The organism is Bradyrhizobium sp. USDA 4504 (assembly GCF_054063995.1).
In genome coordinates this window covers 7,964,319-7,985,521 of sequence record NZ_JBSSGV010000001.1, presented here as the reverse complement: position 1 = coordinate 7,985,521, position 21,203 = coordinate 7,964,319, and the positions used below count along the sequence as shown (strand labels likewise).

The window sequence follows — 21,203 nt, the reverse complement described above, 5'->3', positions numbered from 1 at the left end:
TTCAAATTGGGTGTTGCGCGCACGCTGCAGTGGGACTGGGGAAAGGTCCCAAACTGGAACAACGCGGCGCACGCGGTTGGTGCTCCGCCGCCACAGGCAAGGTCCATTCGGCGTTGACCGCACGCAATGAGGCGGTCTTGAATCTCGGCGGGACGGGGGACCTGAACATGGCTGACGATGCAGATGTGATCGTGATTGGCGCGGGGCTTGCCGGTCTCGTGGCCGCAACCGAGATCGCCGACGCAGGCAAGCGCGTCATTGTGCTCGACCAGGAAGGGGAACAGAGCATCGGCGGCCAGGCCTTCTGGTCGTTTGGCGGCCTGTTCCTGGTCGATTCGCCGGAGCAGCGCCGGCTCGGCATCAAGGATTCGGTCGAGCTCGCATTACAGGACTGGATGGGCACCGCCGGTTTCGATCGCGAAGAGGATTACTGGCCGCGCAAATGGGCCGAGGCCTATGTCGCATTCGCGGCCGGCGAGAAACGCGACTGGCTGCGCGCGATGGGCCATCGCATCTTCCCTGTGGTCGGCTGGGCCGAGCGCGGCGGTTACGACGCGATGGGCCATGGCAATTCGGTGCCGCGCTTCCACGTCACCTGGGGCACCGGCCCCGGCATCGTCGAGCCGTTCGAGCGCCGCGCGCGCGAGGCCGCGAAAAGCGGACGGCTGGTGTTCAAGTTCCGCCACCGCGTCGATGCGCTCAGCGTCACCAACGGTGTGGTCAACGGCGTCAGCGGCGCGATCCTGGAACCGACCTCAGTCCAGCGCGGCAAGAGTTCCTCGCGCAACGCCGTCGGCGATTTTTCCTTCCGCGCGCCTGCGGTAATCGTCGCGTCCGGCGGCATCGGCGGCAATCATGATCTGGTGCGGCAGAACTGGCCGAAGCGGCTCGGCGAGCCGCCCAAATTCATGATCTCCGGCGTGCCCGAACATGTCGACGGCCGCATGATCGGCATCACCGAGGCGGCGGGCGGCCGGCTGATCAACCGCGACCGCATGTGGCACTATGTCGAGGGCATCCGGAACTGGAACCCGATCTGGCCGCGTCACGGCATCCGGATCCTGCCGGGTCCGTCGTCGCTGTGGTTCGACGCGACGGGCAAGCGGCTGCCGGCACCGCTGTTCCCGGGCTCCGACACGCTCGGGCAACTGCACTACATCATGGGCACCGGCTACGATTATTCGTGGTTCATCCTGACCCAGAGCATCATCAAGAAGGAGTTCGCGCTGTCGGGCTCGGAGCAGAACCCGGACCTTACCGGCAAGAGCTGGCGCATGACGATCAAGCGCGCCACCAACAAGGGCGCGCCGGGGCCGGTGGAGGCGTTCAAGCAGCACGGCGCCGACTTCATCGTGCGCGACAATCTCGCCGAGCTCGTCGGCGCCATGAACAAGCTCGCCGGCAACGACCTGTTGCAGCTCGACGCCATCAAAACCCAGATCGAGGCGCGCGATCGCGAGATCACCAACCCCTACGTCAAGGATGCGCAGGTCATGAACCTGCACAATGCGCGGCGCTATATCGGCGACAAATTGATCCGCACCGCGAAGCCGCACCGGATCCTCGATCCCGAGCACGGCCCGCTGATCGCGGTGAAGCTCAACATCCTCACCCGCAAGACGCTCGGCGGGTTCGAGACCGATCTCGATTCGCGCGTATTCGGCAACGATCACCAGATCATCCGCGGGCTCTACGCGGCCGGCGAAGCCGCCGGCTTCGGCGGCGGCGGCGTGCACGGCTATCGCTCGCTGGAAGGCACGTTCCTCGGCGGTTGCCTGTTCTCGGGCCGCAACGCGGGACATGCGGCGGCGAAGGCGGTGAACTGAGGCGTGCTACTCCGAGATCCAGTCGTTGGCCCGCCGGCGTGAACCGGCGGGCTTTTCAGCGGAAGTTCCCCGAGCCGTGTTGCGATCAGGCCGTCTTGGTGAAAAGCGTCAGGATGCCGTTGGTGAGATTGACCGCGACAACTTGTGCCGAGCTGAGGCCCTTCGCCTTCAGCGCGGATACCGCTTCTTCAGACGCGTCGATGGAACCGCGAAGGTTCCGCAGGTCGTCTTCGCTTGCCTTTGCCACGACAGCCTCGACCTTCGACCGGGCGTCGGGCTTGAGTTCCTTGATGTCCACGACCTGTATGCTCCGGATGGCATTGGGCTGGTCAGATTGAGCCTGCGGCATCGCCTTCGGTTGCGTTCCCTGCACCTGCGCCCAGGCAGGTGTTCCAAGCGAGAGCGCCGCAACGATGACGGATGCCGTAGAGATACGGATGTGCATGAGCATTCCTTGTGTTGATTGCCCCCAACATCCCGCGAGAACGCACTCTCCTCGCTTAAGGTTCCGGCCGGAAATCCGTTCGTCGCAGGGGCGCTGCCAAAATATCGAAAACAACCCCATGCAAAGTAGCCGGCGGTGGCCGGCGTTCGACCAGACAACTTGACACGTCGGGCAACTCAGGGGTATTATTCTAATATTCCGAAATTGCGCATTCCTGCTCTAGTCCGCCTCCGCGCTGAGGAAGCGGACGCCGAACGTATCGGCGTTGGCTTCGCCCCAATCGTAGAGTGCCTGCAGCATCGGCTTCAGCATCTCGCCGCGCTTGGTCAGGCAATAGCGCGAGGAGCCGCCGCCGCGCTCCTGCCTGACGAAGCCTGAATTGCAGAGATCGCGCAGGCGCTCGGTCAACACCTTGTCGCTGAGCTGCGGGATGTCGTGGCGCAATTCGCCGTAGCGCATCGGCCGGACCTTGAGCCGGCTCAGGATCACGGTCTTCCATTTGCCGCTGAGCTGATCGATCGAGAACTCGACCGGGCAACCATATTTGCGCTTGGTCTTGCGGATCATTGCAACTCTCCCGCGGCACTTTCCATCTGGTTCGTTGAGAGCCGCCATCGATCCATCTAAGCACGCATTGCACGGGTTGGGCGAGTTCAGGGATCATTGCAAGGCATGACGGACGACAATTCCGCCCAAGGTCCAAGCGACAAGCAACAGCCGCGCAAACGCATCGTCGTCAGACGCAACGGGCCCTACGAACCGGAGCCCGGCATTCCGATCGTCGATCATCTCGGCGTGCCCATCGCAGCCGAGGCGCCAATGCGGCTGTGCCGCTGCGGACAATCGCAGACCAGGCCGTTCTGCGACGACAGCCACGTCGCGCGCGGCTTCACCGACGCGAGGGATCCGCGGCGCGCGCCGGACAGGCTCGAGGTCTATGCCGGGCAGCAGGCGTTCGTGTTCGACAATCGCGGCACCTGTGCGCATTCCGGCTTCTGCACCGACCGTCTCACCTCCGTGTTTCGTCTCGGCGAGCAGCCTTTCATCGCACCCAGCGGGGCGCGCCTCGACGACCTCCTCAACGCGGTGCGCAGATGCCCCTCGGGCGCGCTTGGCATCGGTATCGGCCCCAAGCGTGACGCCAGCCTGTCCGACGTCAGCCGGCCGCCGCAGATCGAAGTGTCGAAGGACGGCCCTTATCGCGTCACCGGCGATGTCGAACTGGTCGATGAGGATGGCGCGCCGATCACACAGAACGCGGGCGCGTCGCAAGAGCATGCCAGCCTGTGCCGCTGCGGCGCGTCGCTGAACAAGCCGTTTTGCAGCGGCATGCACTGGAGCGTCGCATTTCGCGATCCCGTTCCCGATCCGATGCGCGAGCCGACGCTGTTCGAATGGGCCGGCGGCTATCCGGCGCTGCTCGACATGACGCGCATCTTCTACAGTCGTTACGTGCCGGAAGATCCGCTGCTCGGGCCGCTGTTCGCCGAGATGTCGCCGGACCATCCGGAGCGGGTGGCGGCGTGGCTCAGCGAGGTGTTCGGCGGTCCGCTCTTCTACACCGAGCGCTATGGCGGCTATCGGCGGATGGTGTCGCAGCACATCGGCAAGGAGATCCGGCCGGAGCAGCGCGCATTGTGGGCGACCTACATGGTGCAGAGTGCCGACGATGCCGGCCTGCCGAGCGATCCGGAATTCCGCGCCGCCTTCGTCGCCTATATCGAATGGGGCTCGCGCATCGCGGTGGAGAATTCCGGCGCCGGCGCGACACCGCCGCCGAACATGCCGGTGCCGCGATGGTGGTGGGTCTGCAACGCAACGCCCGCTGCGCGGCCGTCCGCAACGGCGAGCGATGCGCAGGCCGCGAACGAGATCAGCGTGGCACTCCCCGGTCCCGACGAGGCCGTGCAGTTCGAGCAGCACATCCGGCCGTTGTTCCGGCCGATGGACCGCAGTTCGATGCTGTTCGCCTTCGATCTCTGGAACGAGGCGGATGTCGCCAGGCACTGCCAACAAATCCTGGCACGGCTCAAGGCCGGGACCATGCCCTGCGATGGCGCCTGGCCGGCCGAGCGAGTGGCACTGTTCGCGCGCTGGGCGAATGGGCAGAATCCGCCGACCTGATTGCGCCGAGCCGATCTCGGAGCAATTTCGAGCGATTTCTGTGAACGGCGCTGCAAATTGTGCAGTGGCGGCGCTCGCTCCGGCAGGTTAGACAGTGCCCGCCATTCAGTGGAGACCCAAATGAGCATTCAGCGTTTCGAAACCGGCCCGCGCATGAGCCAGGCCGTCGTGCACGGCAACACCGTCTATCTCGCCGGCGTCGTCGCCGGCAAGGCCGCGGGCGGCAGCGTCACCGACCAGACCAAGGACATCCTGGCGATCATCGACGGCCACCTCGCCAAGGCCGGCACCGACAAGTCGAAGCTGCTCAGCGCGACGATCTACATCACCGACATGAAGACGTTCCCGGAAATGAACGCGGTGTGGGACGGCTGGGTCTCGCAGGGCAACACCCCGGCCCGCGCCACCGTCGAGGCCAAGCTGGCGGCGCCGCAGTACAATGTCGAGATCATGGTTGTCGCGGCGAAATAGACGCGACGCACGTCATCCAAAGGATACCGGATGCCCCGGATTGCAAAGCGCAATTCGGGGCATTTTCATCTAGCACTCACGCGCTGATCCGCGCTCGCTCGCCCGCAGCCTCACCGAGATCGGACTGAAGCCAGCGGGCAATCCGGCGCCATGAACCGGCGAGAGCCTTGCAGCCCATGAACAGTCCGAGGTGACCACACGGCTCGGTATGGCATTGCAGCCACGCGGGCGGCGTGGCCAAGAGCCGCGCTGTCGCAAATGCCTGGTCGGGCGGAACAACGATGTCGTTCTCTGCGGCGAGCAGGAAGACGGGCTGCTTCACGGCAGCGAGATCGACCTTGCAGCCAAGCGCAACGAAGTCTCCAGCCGCGATCCGGTTCTGGCGAAAGATCCAGTCGGTCACTTCGAGGTAGTAGGTGCCCGGCAGATCGAGCGTCTCGTCATTCCAGCGCGTGAAGCGATCGAGCAACGCCCGCGCATCCTCCGAATTGCGGTCGAGCCGCCTCTGCAGCGCCGCTTCCGCGTCACGCATGGTGAACGGGATGCTCCAGGCCTGCAGCATGTGCTTGCCGCTGATGATCCCATCCCCCTGACGGACCAGCGCCTCGAAGCCTTGCGATGGAAGCGAGGCGACCATCCGGGAAAGCTCCGACGGTACCGAGACGTCGACCGGGCTGCCGGCAAGCACAAGCCGCCGTACCTTGCCGGGAAAGCGCGCCGCATAGAGCAACGACAGCCAGCCGCCCTGACAGAGACCTGCAAGGTCGACCGGCGGCCCGATCGTGTCGACGGCCACGTTGAGATCGGACAGAAAGGTGTCGATCGAGAAATATCGCATCTCCGGTGCCGCCGAGCGCCAATCCGTGAGATAGAGACGCGCAACGCCGGCCTTCTGCAACGCCTCCATCAGGCTGTGGCCGGGGGCAAGATCCGCAATCTGCGCGCGATGCAGCGCATAGGGCGCGCAGACCAGCAGCGGCCGGCCTTCGGCCGCTCTCGAGAAATCCAGCAGGCACATCGACGGCAGCTGAAGCGCGACCGAATGGGCTGTCGTCCAGGGCAGCGCCGCCGCTTCGCCCGGCGAATCCGTGGGCTCGGGCGGACGGTTAGGGTACCACTGCGAGTATATGTCCAGCGCCAATCGCGCGGCTTCAAACGGCCATAGCCAGGCGTCCTGCGCCCAGCTGGTGCTCGCACTTCGATCCGATCGATCCGTCTTTTCGGGCAAGCTCATTCACCGATTGATCGCTACCGGGATGGTCTGGCCAACGCGGGTCACCTTCACGCCGACAAATTCAGGTCGGATCAGTTTACGCCAAACCGGCTGGCGCGGCAGCCACGCCGGGATGTCACGATCTCGCGACCCCGGCGCCGCTTGCTGCCAAGCAGCAAAAGTCCGTCGTTTCAGCGGACCAAAGCGCGATGAGATTGGGTTGAATCATCATCGCGCTTTAGCTCCTTGTTTGAGCATGATCTTTTCGGAAAACCGCTCCACACTTTTCCGGATCATGCTCTAGGCGGCGCGCGCCGTGCCCTTCTCCGCCTCGAGCTTGCGCGCGAACAGCCAGCGGAAATAGGTCAGCGGCGCATCAGCGCCGATCGCGAGCAGCTGATAGTCCGGATCGGCGTCGAACACGCGCTGCTGCGCCTCGATGATATCCTTGTCCTCGTTGAACCCTTCCTCGAGGCTGTGCCGCAGCGACAGCGCGATGTTCGGATTGTCGATGTCGAAATCGTGCAGATAGTTCCAGAAGAAGTGCGTGGTCGAGCGCGTCTCCGGCGTCATGAACTGCGCGTTGCGGTACGACCGCGTGCCCGGAACCTGGACGCCCTTCTCGACGCCCTGCCCCGCCGGCGCAAACGTCGTGTCGAGCGTGAAGATGCCGGGCACGATCATGCGGCCGATATTGCGGCGGTCGATCTTGTCGGTTTTGTTCGGGATCACCTTCTTGTGGTAGGGCGGCGGCTCGGCGCCCATGTGCCAGCGCTCGACACGGAAACCGTCGTCCAGCTTCTCGATCGCGACCGGCTTGGTCTTGTAGGCGTATTCCTCGGAGCCGCCGAGCGTGTTGGTGTGCACGAAGGCGAGATGCGCGAAGTCGCTGAGGTTGTCGACAATCAGGAGCCAATTGGCCTTGTAGTGCATGTAACCCGGCAGGCCGCGCCATCTGGGATCCTCGAGCGGCGGATAGTCGAGGATCAGTTTCGGATCGGCCTTCTCGGGATCGCCGGTCCAGATGAAGATCAGATTGTAGCGCTCGACCACGGGATAGCTGCGCACGCCGAGCTTGGCGGGGATCGTGTCCTGGCCGGGAATCTGGATGCATTTGCCGTCGGCAGCGAACTTCATGCCGTGGTACATGCACCTGATGTCGTCGCCCTCGATGCGTCCCATCGAAAGCGGCGCGGCGCGATGACAGCAGCGGTCGTCCAGCGCGACGACTTTGCCGCTCGACCCGCGATAGAGCACGATCGGCCGTTCCAGGATGGTGCGCGCGACCATCTTGCCGTCGATCAGTTCGTGATTCCACGCCGCCACGTACCAGGTGTTGCGCAGGAAAATTCCGTCGTCAGCCATCTCACCCTCCCGATGCAAGATTTGGTTGCGACGAGGCTAGGTGATTGCGGTCACCGGGATAATCCGATTTGGCTGGACACACTGTACCGGTGGATGGACAATCGGCCATGGAGTGGCGCGACTGGGAGCTGTTTTGCGAGGTTGTTGAGCATGGCGGCTTCACCGCGGCCGCGCGCGTGCTCGGCCATCCCAAATCGAGTCTCAGTGCTGCGGTGCAGCGTCTCGAAGCCAATCTCGGGCTGCGGCTGATCGAGCGCACCACCCGGCACCTGCGGCTGACCGATTCCGGCGAGACCATCTATCGCAAGGTGCGCCCGCTGTTCACCGCGCTGCACGACACCCACAGCGAGGCGTTGGCGATGTCGAGCGCGGTTGCGGGCACGCTGCGCATCAAGGCGCCTTATGAATTCGGCGCGCATCATGCGGGACCGGTCGCCTGCGCGGTGATGGGCCGCTATCCGGAACTCGCGATCAGGATCGATGTCGAGCATGACATCGTTAGTCCGATCGCCGAGAACTACGACATCGTATTTGCGATGCTGGAGGCACCGCTGCCGTCGGCCGGCATCGTGATCCGCCGCGTCTTCACGCTCGAGCGCGGCCTGTTCGCGGCACCCGCGCTGCTGGAGAAATTCGGCGAGCCGCGCACGCTGGATGATCTACGAAAGCTGCCGCTGCTGACCGGCCCCAGCGATCCGCCATGGGCGATCACCGCTCCCGGCGGCGCGGTCGAGCATCTCGCGGTCGATCGCGCACGCCTGACCAGCTCGAATGCCCATGTCCGGCTGCAGGCGGCGCTCGCGGGCCATGGCGTGCTGCGGGTCACCGCCAGCTACACCCGCGCCGCCGTCGCGGCCGGCCAGTTGCGGCGGCTGCTGCCCGATCATGTTTGCGAGCCGCTCAACGTACATGCGCTGTTGCCGGCGCGGCAATTTGTCCCGGCGAAGGTGCGCTGCTTCCTCGATGCGATGGAGGCGCATGCGCGCGGGGATCCGGAGGCCTATATCAGGCCGTAGCGGTCTTTTTTGGCCGATTACCATTTTCCCGGGAACCTGCACGGCCGGTCGGCATCCAATGATATTATTCCGCCAACAGTGAGGGCGACCCGCCATGCGCCAGGCCCATGTAACGTCCCTGCCGCCGACCAGCTCGGGCGATGCCGAGCTGGTGCAACGCGCGCTCGCCCGCGACGAGGCCGCAATCCGCGCCATCATGCAGGCGAATAATCGCCGGCTGTTCCGGCTGGCGCGCGGCATCCTGCGCAACGACCACGAGGCCGAGGACGTGGTTCAGGACGCCTATGTGCGCGCCTTTACCCATCTCGACCAGTTCCGCGGCGACTCCAGCCTCTCGACCTGGCTGTCGCGGATCGCGATGAACGAGGCGCTCGGCCGCCTGCGCCGCAGGCACAGCAGCGTCGAATGGTCCGATCTGCCGAAAGGTGCTCCTGAAGCCCAGATCATCCAGTTCCCCCTGTCGTCAACGGACGATCCGGAAAAATCCATGGCCCAGCGTGAGATCCAGCGCGTCGTCGAGCACGCGATCGACGAGCTGCCCGAGGCGTTCCGCCTCGTCTTCATCACCCGCGTGATCGAGGGCATGAATGTCGAGGAGACCGCTGAGATCCTCGGCCTCAAGCCGGAAACCGTGAAGACCCGCCTGCACCGCGCCCGCACCATGCTGCGCGACAATGTCGAGCGGAAGATCGGCCCCGTCGTCATGGAGGCCTTTCCCTTCGCGGGCAAGCGCTGCGAGCGATTGACCGAGGCGGTTCTGAAACGGCTGCGCGCCACGGCCTGAATTTTTCGGGAACCTCTGCTCGTCCGCACCATCCAACTCCTGTGCAAGCAACGACGCGCCGCGCGCTACGCCCGGCTCAACAGGAGTGTCAAACCATGTTCGTTCGATTGGGTATCGCGGTCGCCGCGCTCAGCCTCCTCAACTGCGCTGCGCTGGCGCAGGGCGCAAAGCCGACCGATCCGCAGATCGCGCACATCGCCTATACGGCCGGCGTGATCGACATCAATGCCGCCAAGCAGGCGGAAGAGAAGGCCTCCAACAAGGAGGTCAAGGCGTTCGCCAAGGACATGGCGCGCGACCACGAGGCGGTGAACAAGCAGGCGCTCGACCTCGTCAAGAAATTGAAGGTGACGCCGGAGGACAACGACACCAGCAAGGCGCTGTCGAAACAGGCGGCCGACAAGCTCGCCGAACTCGGCAAGCTGAAGGGCGCCGCCTATGACAAGGCCTATATCGACAACGAGGTCGCCTACCACAAGGCCGTCAACACCGCGCTGGAGACGCAGCTGATCCCCTCGGCCAGCAATCCCGAGCTGAAGGGCCTGCTGCAGACCGGCCTGAAGATCTTCCAGGGCCACCAGCAGCATGCCGAACACGTCGCGGCCGGCCTGAAGTAAGGAGGCGCGCGATGTTGCCAGGACGCTGTCTCGCAACGCTGGCTTTGCTCGCGCTCGGCGCGATGGCCGTCCCGGCGCATGCGGCCACCATCCAGATCGTGATGGAGAATCTGGTGATCTCCCCGGCCGAGGTGTCGGCCAGGGTCGGCGACACCATCGAATGGGTCAACAAGGACGTGCTGGCGCACACCGCCACCGCAAAGAACGGCGACTTCGACGTGACGATCGCGCCGAAGAAGACGGTCAAGTCGGTCCTGACCAAGGCCGGCACGGTCGACTATTACTGCCGCTACCATCCCAACATGAAGGCGGTGCTGACCATCGCACCATAGCCCGCGCGATGACCTCAGAGGTAATCGATCGGCGCACGCGAACCTTCGATAGTCCGGACCGCCGCACAGTCCGGCACTATCGAAGGAGAGCACCATGACCGACCATGCCACCATCGCCCGCCGCTATATCGATCTCTGGAACGAGCGGACGCCGAGCCGGCGTCGCGAGATGCTGAGCGAGAACTGGACCGCCGATGCGCGCTATATCGATCCGCTGATGAACGGCGACGGCCATGAGGGCGTCGACGCGCTGATCGCCGGCGTGCAGCAGAAGTTTCCGGACTTCCGCTTCAAGCTGATCGGGGAGCCGAACGGCTTCGGCGACCATGTCCGGTTCTCCTGGGGCCTTGGCCCTGACGGCGTCGACAGCCCGATCAAGGGCACCGACTTCGCCATGTTGAAGGACGGCCGGATCAGGAGCATCACCGGCTTCCTCGACCAGGTGCCGGGCGCCTGAGGCGCCGCTTCCACGCCGGCGACGTCGCTGCCAGAGCGTTTTCGAGCGAAGTGGATCCCGGTTCGCGTCAAGAAAAACGCGTCAAAACAAAGAATAGAGAGCCCCGTTCCGATTCCATCGGAACGGAAAAGGCTCTAGTCTTCCCGAAACACAGGGAGGACGCCATGAAGGCAGATTACGCCTTCGAGACTTCTGTCGTCAGCGACATCACGCCGGCGCTGCTGGCGATCGGCCGCGACATCTTTCCGCAGGCCCTGATCGGCGCGCTGCGCCGCGTCGCCGGGGTCGGCCATTGCATGGTGTTCTCGTTCACCGGTCCGCGGACCGCCGCGTGCCTGCTCGATGTCGGCAACATCCCGACCGGGCGCGACCTCGGGATCGCCTATTCCGAGCATTTCCATCAGGCCGACCCGAACCGCGATGCGGTGTTCGAGGGACGGGCGCAGCCCGCACCGATCGTGCTGCCGACCTTCGCCCGCCGCATGTACAGCGACGGCTACCGCAAGATCTTCTTCGACGACTCCGACATCGTCGACAAGTTCGCGTCCGCGATCTGGACCGGCGACACCTGCTTCTATGTCAACTTCTACCAGATCACCGCGCAAGGCCGCTTCAGCCGCGAGCAGATCGCGCGCCTGGCCGCGGTCGCGCCGGCGTTGACGGCGGCCGTGGCGCGGCATTTCCAGCGCGACCCGGCAGCGGATGTTGATCCGATCGAGCGGTTGAAGACCCTGTTTGCGACCGCCGAACCGCTCGCCAGGCTGACCGGGCGTGAGCAGGAGGTCTGCCTGCGCATCCTCTCCGGCCTCAGCTCGGAAGCGATCGCCGCCGAGCTCGGCATCGGGCTGCACTCCGCCCTCACCTATCGCAAGCGCGCCTATGACAAGCTCGGCATCTCCTCGCAGAACGAGCTGTTCGCGATCGCGCTGCGCCTGATGGCCTCGGCGCGCCAGTTGAACTGAGCGTGCTCCAGGCGATGGTCTCCCGCTGTCCCCAGCGGTGGGGACAGACGGGCCGCGCCGCCCGGCCTATGCTCGGTCCGAAAACCCGAGGCCAAACCGAGATCACGTCGTGAGCACCGCGCCCCATTTCAATATCGACGTCCCCGCCTTCTGGCAGGATCCCTACCCGGCGCTGGCGCGTATGCGCAAGGAGGCGCCGATCGCCTTCGTGCCGCAACTCGGCAGCACGCTGCTGTGCAGCCGCGACGACATCTTCATCTCCGAGAAGCAGATCGACGTGTTCTCGTCGCACCAGCCCGAGGGGCTGATGAACAAGCTGATGGGCCACAACATGATGCGCAAGGACGGCGATGCGCACATGAACGAGCGCAAGGCGATCTTTCCGGCGATCTCGCCCAAAACGGTCAGATCGCACTGGACGGCGCAGTTCGAAGCCCACGCGACGCGCATCCTCGACGAACTGAAGCCGGATGGCGTGGTCGATTTCGTGCAGGCGTTCGCGCTGCCGTTCTCGGCCGAATGCCTGAAGTCGATCACCGGCCTCACCAACATGCGCTTCCAGGACATGAACGCGTGGTCGCAGGGTATGATCGACGGCATCGCCAATTATGTCGGCGATCCCGCGATCGAGGCGCGCTGCCATGCGGCGACCTCCGGGATCGATGCCGCGATCGACGACATGGTCCCCAGGCTGCGCAAGACGCCCGACCTCAGCCTGCTCGGCGTGATGCTGCAGACCGACATGCCGATGGAGAGCGTGCGCGCCAATATCAAGCTTGCGATCTCGGGCGGCCAGAACGAGCCGCGCGATGCGATCGCCGGCACGGTATGGGCGCTGCTGACCCATCCCGACCAGCTTGCGCTGGCGACCAGCGGCACGATCCCGTGGCTGCAGGTGTTCGAGGAATATGCGCGCTGGATCTCGCCGATCGGGATGTCGCCGCGGCGGATCGCAAAGCCCTGGACGATCAGGGACGTCGCCTTCGAGACCAATGAGCGCGTGTTCCTGATGTTCGGCTCGGCGAACCGCGACGAGAAACACTTCGACAAGCCCGACGCGTTCGACGTGCGCCGCGACGCCAGCAAGAGCATCGCGTTCGGTGCCGGTCCACATTTCTGCGCCGGCGCCTGGGCCTCGCGCGCCATGGTCGCCGACGTCGCGCTGCCCGCGATCTTCAAGCGGCTGAAGAATCTGCGCCTGATCGAGCACCAGCCGGCGCGGATCGGCGGCTGGGCGTTCCGCGGCCTGCTGGATTTGCCGGTGACGTGGGACGCATAGCCCCCGTTACCGTCCCCAGCGCAGCACGACCGGATCGAGTGTCCGCGCGATCTCGATCAGCCCCGCGCGCGTCGCCGGATGCAGCGGTTGCAGCGGGTGGCGCACTGCATCGGACTTGATGACGCCGCCCTCGCGCATCAGCACCTTGCAGGCCTGCAGCCCGCATTGCCGGTTCTCGTAATTGATCAGCGGCAGCCAGCGCGCATAGGCCTGCACCGCCTCGTCGCGCCGGCCGGCGAAGAACGGATCCATGATCTGGCGGATGCCGTCGGGATAGCCGCCGCCGGTCATCGCGCCGGCGGCGCCGGCATCGAGATCGGCCATCAGCGTGATCGCCTCCTCGCCGTCCCACGGCCCCTCGATCTCGGCGCCGCCCTTCTCGATCAGGCCGCGCAGCTTGTTCGCCGCCATCGGCACCTCGATCTTGAAGTACCTGATATTGGCGAGCTCCTTCGCCATCCGCGCCAGGAAATCGACCGAGAGCGGCGTGCCCGCGACCGGCGCGTCCTGGATCATGATCGGGATGTTGATGGCATCCGACACGATCCGATAAAACTCATAGATGGCTGGCTCGCCGACGCGGAAGGTCGCGCCGTGATAGGGCGGCATGATCATCACCATCGCAGCCCCGGCGGCTTCCGCCTCGCGGCTGCGCGCGGCGCAGACCGCCGAGGAGAAATGCGTGGTGGTGACGATGACGGGAATGCGGCCGGCGACATGCTCGAGCACCGTATGCATCACGGTCTCGCGCTCGGCGTCGGTCAGCACGAACTGCTCGGAGAAATTGGCGAGGATGCAGATGCCGTGGGAGCCGGCGTCGATCATGAAGTCGACGCAGCGCCGCTGGCCATCGAGGTCGAGATTGCCGTTGGCGTCGAAGATGGTCGGCGCCACGGGGAAGACGCCGCGATAGGGGCGCTTTGCGACTGATGTCATGATAACGACCTCCCAGGTTGTTGTCGGATTTTCTTGTCAGCTCTGGCGGAACGGCAGCGGCGGGCCATCGAGCCGGCGCAGGCCCGGCTCGCGGCGCTCCAGCCACCAACCATACTGCTTCGGCCAGGACGCAAACACCTCGCCGCCTGCACCGCCGAGCGCGAGCTCGGCGTGCAGCGGCCAGTTCGGATCGAACAGCGCCTCGCGGCCGATCGCGACCAGGTCGGCCTGGCCGTTGGCCAGGACATCTTCTGCCTGCTGCGGATGCAGGATGAGGCCGACCGCGATGGTCGCAATGTCGGCGGCGCGGCGGATCTCATCGGCATAGGGCACCTGAAAGCCGTAGCCGCGCGGAATCCGCGCCGCGGTCGCCGAGCCGAGCAGGCCGCCCGACGAGCAATCGATCAAATCGACACCGCGCGCCCTGGCTTCGCGGGCGAACGCGACCTGGTCCTCGAGCGTCAGGCCGCCGTCGATACCGTCGACCGAGGAAATCCGCACCGACAGCGGCCGCTCCGCCGGCCAGGCCGCGCGCACGGTCTCGATGATCTCGAGCGGATAGCGCATCCGCCCGGCGCGATCGCCGCCATAGGCATCGGTGCGGCGGTTCGACAATGGCGAGAGGAATTCATGCAGCAGATAGCCATGCGCGCAATGCACCTCGACGAATTCGAAGCCGGCCTCCACCGCGCGCAAGGTGGCGCGCCGCCATTGCTCACGCAGCGCGGCGAGTTCGGCCGCGTCGAGCGCGTGCGGCATCAGCCAGCCGTCTTCCATCGGGATCGCGCTCGGCGCCACCGTCCGCCACGGCAGATCGCCGCGGCCGCGGTCGGCCTCATCGAGGGCGGCATTGCCGTACCAGGGACGCTGCATGCTGGCCTTGCGGCCGGCATGCGCGAGCTGGATCGAGGGCACTGCGCCATTGTCCTTGAGGAAGGCGGCGATCCGTTCGAGCGGCGCGATCTGCTCGTCGTTCCAGATGCCGACGTCGCCATGGGTGATGCGGCCCTCCGCGGTCACCGCCGCAGCCTCGACCGTCACGAGCCCGGCGCCGCCCTGGGCAAATTTACCAAGATGGACAAGGTGCCAGTCATTGGCCAAGCCGTCGGTTGCCGAATACTGGCACATCGGCGAGATCAGGATGCGGTTTCGGGAGGTCACGCCGCGAAGCGTGATCGGCTGAAACAGAAGCGGCTGCGACATCGGGACCTGCGGGACGGTGTTGGCGGGAGAAATCGTGGCGGAAAGCTAGGCGGCGCGCCCCGGGATCGCAAGTCATGCCGCGGCGCAGGCGGCAAGACCTGCACGCATGCAGCACTTGCGGAGCGGCGCGATCTGCAAAACCGGCAACATCTGCCGCAGAAAATTTCCCGGCGGGTAGACACTTTCGGTCATCCCCGGGTCACGTCACGGATCGCAATTCGTCGCGGACATCCCTACATTGTCGGCATGAAGAAAATCGGATTCCTTTCGTTCGGGCACTGGACGCCCTCGCCGCAGTCGCAGGCCCGCTCGGCCGCGGATGTGCTGCTGCAATCCATCGACCTTGCGGTCGCGGCCGAAGAGCTCGGCGCGGACGGTGCGTATTTTCGCGTCCATCACTTCGCCCGCCAACTGGCCTCGCCGTTCCCGCTGCTGGCGGCCGTCGGCGCCAGGACCAGCCGGATCGAAATCGGCACCGCCGTGATCGACATGCGCTACGAAAATCCGCTCTACATGATCGAGGACGCCGGCGCGGCCGACCTGATCGCGAGGGGACGCCTGCAACTCGGCATCAGCCGCGGCTCACCCGAGCAGGTGATCGATGGCTGGCGCTATTTCGGCTATCAGCCGGGCGAGGGCGAAACCGATGCCGACATGGGCCGGCGTCATGCCGAGATCTTCCTCGACATGCTGCGCGGCCAGGGATTTGCGCAGCCCAATCCACGGCCGATGTTTCCCAATCCTCCCGGCCTGCTGCGGCTCGAACCACTCTCGGAAGGCCTGCGCGAGCGCATCTGGTGGGGCGCCGGCTCGAACGCCACCGCGGTGTGGGCGGCGAAGCTCGGGATGAACCTGCAAAGCTCGACGCTGAAGAACGACGAGACCGGAGAGGCTTTCCACGTCCAGCAGGCCGCCCAGATCCGGGCCTATCGTGCCGCCTGGAAGGAAGCCGGGCACACGCGCGAGCCGCGGGTCTCGGTGAGCCGCAGCATCTTCGCGCTGGTCGACGATCGCGACCGCGCCTATTTCGGCAACGGCCAGGAGGAAGACCAGATCGGCTTCATCGACGAGAGGACGCGCGCAATCTTCGGCCGCGGCTACGCCGCCGAGCCGGACAGGCTGATCGAGCAGCTCAAGACGGATGAGGCGATCGCAGAGGCCGATACCTTGCTTCTGACCGTCCCCAATCAGCTCGGCGTCGATTACAACGCGCATGTGATCGAGACGATCTTGACCCAGATCGCGCCCGCTTTGGGCTGGCGCTGAATCCATCGCGAACGTCAGCGATACTCGCCCGGCGCGCAGCCTCGTCACATCGAGCAGGACCGGGATAAGGACCCGCGCCGGCCGTCTTCTAGGGGGCTGTTGAGAGGGAACGGCCAGGCGCGGGCTTGAACCGACCGTTCTCGCCGGAGGTCGGTCGGCTCTACTCGACCAATGCCGGAACCCGCGACATCGTTCCGGCGGAACTTCGTTCTCAAACGCGGAGAACTACGGAAACATAACTGCGCGTTGTGAGAAGAACAGGTCGAGTACGGTGCGTTAGGCGCGCACGTTGCGTGAACAGATCGCCGTAATATCCCGGGATAATAACGAAAGGCCGTCTGCGGATCCACTGGGTCAGGAATCCCTGTCGCGATTGCGCCGGGTGAGGTCGAGCCGATCGACGCGCTCATCGATCCGCCGGTTCAGCTCCTCGTCTTCTCGCGTATTGCTGCCGCGACGGGCGCGAACCACCAATGCACAACATCCGAGCAGAACGATCGCGAAGAACGCGTAGTACCACCATGCCATGCACTGATCTCAAATGAACGCTCGCGATACCGCCGGAAAAGTCATCGTTCAAGCCGATGAGGACGCGCCGACCTTGGCGCATAATAAGGGTTCACCAGACAGGTCGCCGGCATGCCCACAGCGCTGGCCTGGCACTGATCTATCGACGTGAAGATGCAGTCCATGCGCTCGCCGACCAACTCACCGTAAACATGCATGCAGACGGGATAGCGCGGATCATACATTTGCGCGGATGCCGGCCTCGTCATCCAAAGCGCGCCCAGCGCAAGCAGCAGCGCTCCAAGCAACCTCACGTCACGTCTCCTGCTGTCGCCAAATACATTGCCATGCCGACAAACTGTCCCGCGACATTTGCCTGAAGGCTGGAGCGGGCGAAGGGAATCGAACCCTCGTATGCAGCTTGGGAAGCTGCCGTTCTACCATTGAACTACGCCCGCGATCTCAATGCTTGAGGTCGCACCTCACGGGTGCGACCCGGCCGGACCATAGCCCGGGCGGAGGCAGCGGATCAAGCGCGCATTGGAGCCGATCGCCGCACCGCCCCCGCTAGTGGCCCATCCTCACGAGCACGTCATTGATGACAAAAGCCGCGGCGGCGGATGCGTCGCAGGTGCCGCTTCGTGCATAGATGCAGGCATCGGCGATGCCGACGCGGGCACAGCTTTGCCTTGAATAATCCGCCGGCAGATCACCGGCGGCCGCGGGCCGCGCGAGGATGCGATTGAAGGCCGGCTTGGTCGCCTGCAACAGCGGCGGCAGGATCAGCTCGGCGAGCGGATCGGCGGGCTCCAGCGCATAGAGCGGTACTGGGCCGACCAATCGTTCCCGCCCCGGCAACAGCTGGAAACGGACATTGTAAAGTGCGAGGCCGCACAGCTGCGGATCGCTGCGCAGTTCGGCGGCGAGCCGCGCTGCGCCGACACCGCGCGTCCAGTAGTCGCGCATCCCTTCGCTGGCGCCGGCGAGCGTCACCGAGAGCAAGGCCCAGCCGCCGGTGACGATCGGCAATGCCCAGCGGCGCCACCCGGGTTTTGCGCGCAGCCATTGCACCCAATCGGCCGATCCGAGCGCCGCGACGATGATGAACAGCGCCACCGACAGGAAGACGAAGCGGTATTCCTTGTGCGCGATCAGGCTGTGGAAGACGAGGTTGACCAGCGCCACGGCCAGCAACAGCGGCGCATGCCGCGCGCCGCGCCAGATCGCGGCGAGCGGCAACACGATCGCCGCCGACCACACGATCAGGAAGTTGGCGAGATAGGCCGAAGGGGGCGTCACGCCGAACTCGGTCGCGCGATCGTGCAGCAGGTTTTCCTTGATGTTGCCGATCAGCCAGGCGAACGGCACGGCGCCATGCGCAAGGTCGATCGCGGCGGTGAGCACCAGCGCGGCGAGACCGCCCGCGATCAGGGGAATCAGGTTTCGCCAACGCATCCAGCAGGCGCCGAGCGCAAGCACGGCGATGGCCGGCGCGTACTGAAAGCGGCAGACAAAGGCAAAAGCGAGCAACGCGCCGCCGATCGCCAGATGCCGCTGCGACGGACGGCCGGTCACCAGCAGCGCCGCCGGCACGACCAGCGCCGTCGCCAACGGCTCGCCCAATGTGTGCGGCGAGAGCAGGATCAACTCGAACCAGACTGCCGCCGCGAACGCCGCGACGATGGCATGGGTTCGCGAAATCCGTGCACCAAAGAACCAGGCGCTGACCACGATCGACAGTGACGCAGATGCGGCGACCAGGCGCGGCACCAGGAAAGCGCCCTCGCCCCCCGGCGCAATCAAGCCGCCCACCGCGACCGGCCCGGCCAGCAATGTCGGCAGGAACCAGCCGCGAATGCGTTCGCGCCACTCCCACGTCAAAATGCCGTCATGGCCGAGCATCCGCCACGCCGGCTCGAGATACTGAAAGATCTCGTCCGGATACATCACGTTGGGCCAGAGCGCGGCCGCAAGGCGCAGGACCAATGCCAGCAACAGCAATGCGAACAGCGGATGAAGACGCCCGGTCGATGTCCCGGCCACGGCTGTGCTGCCGCGCGCCCCATCCGCGCCGGTGCTGGTCATCGTTCCGCCGATCGTACCGTGGAGCAGCATGCTGACGACCAGATAGCGGGCAAAGCCTTTAAGATGCGTGACTGATAAATTGGCGGGGTCACACAGAAGGGGCCGCGACATGGTTAGCTAAACGTCAAGATTCCGGATGCGCGCGCCGGCGACAATGTTAGGATCGCGCGCTGCGAGCGCCTTGCGCGCGTCCGGCGCGGTCTATTCGGTGGCACAGGCGCTCGGCCGCAATCCCTTCATGGTCATGGTGCCCTGCCACCGCGTGCTCGAGGCGGGCAATTATGCCGACCGGATCTCGCCGAACGGCGGCAGCATCTCGAAACGGCGGCTGCTCTCGATCGAGGGCGCCCAGCCGACCACCAGCAAGACCCTTTTTGATGTGCTGCTGCCCGTTGCACGACTCCGGCCGCAAGCTTAAATCCGGGGTATGGTCCGAACCACGCTCCTGCAGCGCGATCGCATCACGGTGAACGAGTTCCGCTGCACGGCGGAACCCGGCGACAAGCCGTTCGCCGAGCAGTTCGCCTCCCACTCGGTGTCCTATGTGCGCAGCGGCAGCTTCGGCTGCCATTGCCGCGGCCGTTTCCATGAGCTGGTGGCAGGCTCGATCCTGGTCGGCCATCCCGGCGACGAATACACCTGCACGCACGACCACGTGGTCGGCGACGAATGCCTGTCGTTCTTCCTCGACCCGGTGCTGGTCGAGACCATCGGCGACCGCGCGGCGGTCTGGCAGGTCGGGTCGGTGCCGCCGCTGCCGGAACTGATGGTGATCGGCGAGCTCGCGCAAACGGCGGCAGCTGGCAACAGCGACGTCGGTCTCGACGAGATCGGCCACCTCCTCACCAGCCGCCTTGTCGAGCTGGTGTCCGACCGCAAGACAAAGCCGCTCACCGCAGGCTTGCGCGATCGCCGCCGCGCCGTCGAGGCCGCGCTGTGGATCGACGCCAATTCACACCATCAGATCGACCTCGACGAGGCCGCCGAACAGGCCGGCTTGAGCACCTTCCATTTCCTGCGGCTGTTTTCCGCCGTGCTCGGCGTCACCCCGCATCAATATCTCGTGCGCTCGCGGCTGCGCCATGCGGCGCGGCGGCTCGCGGATGACGACAGCCCGGTCACCGACATCGCCTATGACGTCGGTTTCGGCGATCTGTCCAATTTCGTGCGCAGCTTCCACCGCGCCGCCGGTGCCTCGCCGCTCAAGTTCCGCCAGGCCTCGCGCGGCGACCGCAAGATTTTCCAAGAACGTCTCGCGCTGCAATAGCTAGGCTGCTCCCGTCCGCGCGTCTTTCGATGCGCTTAGCGACTGGAGATTCCTCATGTACGACCATATCGGATTGCGCGTTGCCGACCTCGACGCCAGCGTGCGCTTCTACACCGCAGTGCTGGCGCCACTCGGCTTCGTGCTCTGCTCGCGCGACGACAGCGGCGCCGGTTTCGGCCCGAAGGGCGAGCCCGCGCTCTGGCTGCATTTGCACAAGGGCAAGGCCCAAGGCGGCGCGCACGTTGCGTTCCGTGCCCCGAGCCATGACGCGATCAAGACATTCCATACCGAAGGCCTGAAGGCCGGCGGCAAGGACAACGGCGCGGCGGGCCATCGCAAGGATTACAGCCCGACCTATTACGCGGCGTTCCTGCTCGACCCCGACGGCAACAATGTCGAGGCGGTGTCGACCTAGCACACCACAGCTCCGCCGTCATTGCGAGCGGAGCGAAGCAATCCATCTTTCCGCCTGCTGCGGTGTGGATTGCTTCGTCGCTTCGCTCCTCGCAATGACGACACATCTGAAACCAACGAGGATTGAACAATGGCTTCCATTCACAAGGATATCCCGATCGACGCGCCGGCAGATCATGTCTGGGACGCGTTGCGCGATTTCGGCGCACTGCATACGCGGCTAGTGCCGGGCTTCGTGACTGACACGCAACTGGACGGCGACGTCCGCACCGTCAGCTTCTCCAACGGCACCGTGGCGCGCGAGACGCTGGTCGATTGCGACGACCAGCGAAAGCGGCTGGTCTATGCGATCAGCAGCGAGCGGTTGAAGCAGCATTCCGCCTCGGTGCAGGTGTTCGCCGAGGGCGACACGCGCTGCCGCGTGGTGTGGATCGCCGACGTGCTGCCGCACGAGGTCGCGCCATACATGGACGCGCAGATGGATCTCGGCGCGGCGGCGATGCAAGCCGCGATGGCCAAATCGGCCAGGGAGAAGAGCGCGGCGTGATCCGCTAGGTCATGCGACTGGCCGCGCATTTCGAACTATGACCGTCACCCTGAGGAGGTCGCGAAGCGACCGTCTCGAAGGGCGACA

At 65.3% G+C, this 21,203-nt stretch carries 23 protein-coding genes, 1 tRNA gene and 1 pseudogene; 15 read left to right on the top strand and 10 right to left on the bottom strand.

What is annotated here, in order from left to right:
* Nucleotides 1-167: 167 nt before the first annotated feature.
* Nucleotides 168-1,826 (top strand): FAD-binding dehydrogenase, encoded by a 1,659-nt coding sequence (locus ACVMB1_RS37380; protein WP_076832852.1) that lies wholly within the window; start codon nucleotides 168-170, stop codon nucleotides 1,824-1,826.
* A gap of 85 nt (nucleotides 1,827-1,911) precedes the next feature.
* Here the strand turns inward: ACVMB1_RS37380 and ACVMB1_RS37375 are convergent, their stop codons facing one another.
* Nucleotides 1,912-2,271, bottom strand: coding sequence for a hypothetical protein (locus ACVMB1_RS37375; protein ID WP_076832857.1), 360 nt, complete (start codon nucleotides 2,269-2,271; stop codon nucleotides 1,912-1,914).
* Nucleotides 2,272-2,490: 219 nt separating this feature from the next.
* A complete protein-coding gene (locus ACVMB1_RS37370) occupies nucleotides 2,491-2,838 on the bottom strand; it encodes a winged helix-turn-helix transcriptional regulator (protein WP_057016039.1) in 348 nt (115 codons plus the stop codon).
* Between the two features lie 105 nt (nucleotides 2,839-2,943).
* Between ACVMB1_RS37370 and ACVMB1_RS37365 the strand changes: the two genes are divergently transcribed.
* Nucleotides 2,944-4,395, top strand: coding sequence for a CDGSH iron-sulfur domain-containing protein (locus tag ACVMB1_RS37365; protein ID WP_076832420.1), 1,452 nt, complete (start codon nucleotides 2,944-2,946; stop codon nucleotides 4,393-4,395).
* Nucleotides 4,396-4,515: 120 nt separating this feature from the next.
* Complete coding sequence (locus tag ACVMB1_RS37360) at nucleotides 4,516-4,866, top strand: RidA family protein (RefSeq protein WP_076832423.1); 351 nt, start codon at nucleotides 4,516-4,518, stop codon at nucleotides 4,864-4,866.
* Between the two features lie 76 nt (nucleotides 4,867-4,942).
* Here the strand turns inward: ACVMB1_RS37360 and ACVMB1_RS37355 are convergent, their stop codons facing one another.
* A complete protein-coding gene (locus tag ACVMB1_RS37355; protein ID WP_083715161.1) occupies nucleotides 4,943-6,100 on the bottom strand; it encodes an alpha/beta fold hydrolase in 1,158 nt (385 codons plus the stop codon).
* A 279-nt stretch (nucleotides 6,101-6,379) separates the two neighbouring features.
* Nucleotides 6,380-7,444 (bottom strand): aromatic ring-hydroxylating dioxygenase subunit alpha, encoded by a 1,065-nt coding sequence (locus ACVMB1_RS37350; protein WP_076832425.1) that lies wholly within the window; start codon nucleotides 7,442-7,444, stop codon nucleotides 6,380-6,382.
* 68 nt (nucleotides 7,445-7,512) lie between these two features.
* On the opposite strand from ACVMB1_RS37350, the gene ACVMB1_RS37345 reads away from it, so the two are divergent.
* From ACVMB1_RS37345 to ACVMB1_RS37315, 7 genes are all read left to right on the top strand, one after another.
* Nucleotides 7,513-8,460, top strand: coding sequence for a LysR family transcriptional regulator (locus ACVMB1_RS37345; RefSeq protein ID WP_244558949.1), 948 nt, complete (start codon nucleotides 7,513-7,515; stop codon nucleotides 8,458-8,460).
* A gap of 94 nt (nucleotides 8,461-8,554) precedes the next feature.
* Nucleotides 8,555-9,244 carry an RNA polymerase sigma factor gene (locus tag ACVMB1_RS37340; protein WP_076832431.1) on the top strand — a complete coding sequence of 230 codons (690 nt, stop codon included), beginning with the start codon at nucleotides 8,555-8,557 and terminating at the stop codon, nucleotides 9,242-9,244.
* Between the two features lie 95 nt (nucleotides 9,245-9,339).
* The gene (locus tag ACVMB1_RS37335; protein WP_057016034.1) at nucleotides 9,340-9,861 is read left to right on the top strand and encodes a DUF4142 domain-containing protein; all 522 of its coding nucleotides are present in this window, start codon (nucleotides 9,340-9,342) and stop codon (nucleotides 9,859-9,861) included.
* Between the two features lie 11 nt (nucleotides 9,862-9,872).
* Nucleotides 9,873-10,193, top strand: a complete 321-nt coding sequence (locus tag ACVMB1_RS37330; RefSeq protein ID WP_194295405.1) for a cupredoxin domain-containing protein — start codon at nucleotides 9,873-9,875, stop codon at nucleotides 10,191-10,193.
* A gap of 94 nt (nucleotides 10,194-10,287) precedes the next feature.
* A complete protein-coding gene (locus ACVMB1_RS37325; RefSeq protein ID WP_076832433.1) occupies nucleotides 10,288-10,650 on the top strand; it encodes a nuclear transport factor 2 family protein in 363 nt (120 codons plus the stop codon).
* Between the two features lie 164 nt (nucleotides 10,651-10,814).
* Nucleotides 10,815-11,612, top strand: a complete 798-nt coding sequence (locus ACVMB1_RS37320; RefSeq protein WP_076832436.1) for a helix-turn-helix transcriptional regulator — start codon at nucleotides 10,815-10,817, stop codon at nucleotides 11,610-11,612.
* 109 nt (nucleotides 11,613-11,721) lie between these two features.
* Entirely contained in the window at nucleotides 11,722-12,891 is a 1,170-nt protein-coding gene (locus ACVMB1_RS37315) for a cytochrome P450 (protein ID WP_076832438.1), read from the top strand.
* A gap of 6 nt (nucleotides 12,892-12,897) precedes the next feature.
* Here the strand turns inward: ACVMB1_RS37315 and ACVMB1_RS37310 are convergent, their stop codons facing one another.
* Both ACVMB1_RS37310 and ACVMB1_RS37305 read right to left on the bottom strand, forming a co-directional pair.
* A complete protein-coding gene (locus ACVMB1_RS37310) occupies nucleotides 12,898-13,827 on the bottom strand; it encodes a dihydrodipicolinate synthase family protein (RefSeq protein ID WP_076832441.1) in 930 nt (309 codons plus the stop codon).
* Between the two features lie 36 nt (nucleotides 13,828-13,863).
* The gene (locus ACVMB1_RS37305; RefSeq protein ID WP_076832443.1) at nucleotides 13,864-15,030 is read right to left on the bottom strand and encodes an NADH:flavin oxidoreductase/NADH oxidase; all 1,167 of its coding nucleotides are present in this window, start codon (nucleotides 15,028-15,030) and stop codon (nucleotides 13,864-13,866) included.
* A 246-nt stretch (nucleotides 15,031-15,276) separates the two neighbouring features.
* On the opposite strand from ACVMB1_RS37305, the gene ACVMB1_RS37300 reads away from it, so the two are divergent.
* Nucleotides 15,277-16,296, top strand: coding sequence for an LLM class flavin-dependent oxidoreductase (locus tag ACVMB1_RS37300; protein WP_057016030.1), 1,020 nt, complete (start codon nucleotides 15,277-15,279; stop codon nucleotides 16,294-16,296).
* Between the two features lie 354 nt (nucleotides 16,297-16,650).
* Here ACVMB1_RS37300 and ACVMB1_RS37295 read toward each other — a convergent pair whose 3' ends face one another.
* The 4 genes from ACVMB1_RS37295 to ACVMB1_RS37280 all read right to left on the bottom strand — a co-directional run bounded on the left by ACVMB1_RS37295 (nucleotide 16,651) and on the right by ACVMB1_RS37280 (nucleotide 18,999).
* Nucleotides 16,651-16,824, bottom strand: a complete 174-nt coding sequence (locus tag ACVMB1_RS37295; protein ID WP_194295406.1) for a hypothetical protein — start codon at nucleotides 16,822-16,824, stop codon at nucleotides 16,651-16,653.
* A 41-nt stretch (nucleotides 16,825-16,865) separates the two neighbouring features.
* A complete protein-coding gene (locus ACVMB1_RS37290) occupies nucleotides 16,866-17,117 on the bottom strand; it encodes a DUF3551 domain-containing protein (RefSeq protein ID WP_456849707.1) in 252 nt (83 codons plus the stop codon).
* A 70-nt stretch (nucleotides 17,118-17,187) separates the two neighbouring features.
* Nucleotides 17,188-17,261: transfer RNA gene (locus ACVMB1_RS37285), tRNA-Gly, on the bottom strand.
* A 109-nt stretch (nucleotides 17,262-17,370) separates the two neighbouring features.
* Complete coding sequence (locus ACVMB1_RS37280; RefSeq protein WP_246786731.1) at nucleotides 17,371-18,999, bottom strand: glycosyltransferase family protein; 1,629 nt, start codon at nucleotides 18,997-18,999, stop codon at nucleotides 17,371-17,373.
* Between the two features lie 61 nt (nucleotides 19,000-19,060).
* On the opposite strand from ACVMB1_RS37280, the pseudogene ACVMB1_RS37275 reads away from it, so the two are divergent.
* The 4 genes and pseudogenes from ACVMB1_RS37275 to ACVMB1_RS37260 all read left to right on the top strand — a co-directional run.
* Nucleotides 19,061-19,306 (top strand): annotated as a pseudogene (locus ACVMB1_RS37275) (MGMT family protein); the annotation flags it as partial.
* Nucleotides 19,307-19,315: 9 nt separating this feature from the next.
* On the top strand, nucleotides 19,316-20,155 hold the full coding sequence (locus tag ACVMB1_RS37270) for a helix-turn-helix domain-containing protein (RefSeq protein WP_076832452.1): 840 nt from the start codon (nucleotides 19,316-19,318) through the stop codon (nucleotides 20,153-20,155).
* A gap of 55 nt (nucleotides 20,156-20,210) precedes the next feature.
* Nucleotides 20,211-20,570 carry a VOC family protein gene (locus ACVMB1_RS37265; protein WP_016843721.1) on the top strand — a complete coding sequence of 120 codons (360 nt, stop codon included), beginning with the start codon at nucleotides 20,211-20,213 and terminating at the stop codon, nucleotides 20,568-20,570.
* A gap of 129 nt (nucleotides 20,571-20,699) precedes the next feature.
* Entirely contained in the window at nucleotides 20,700-21,116 is a 417-nt protein-coding gene (locus ACVMB1_RS37260) for an SRPBCC family protein (protein WP_076832454.1), read from the top strand.
* Nucleotides 21,117-21,203 lie beyond the last annotated feature (87 nt).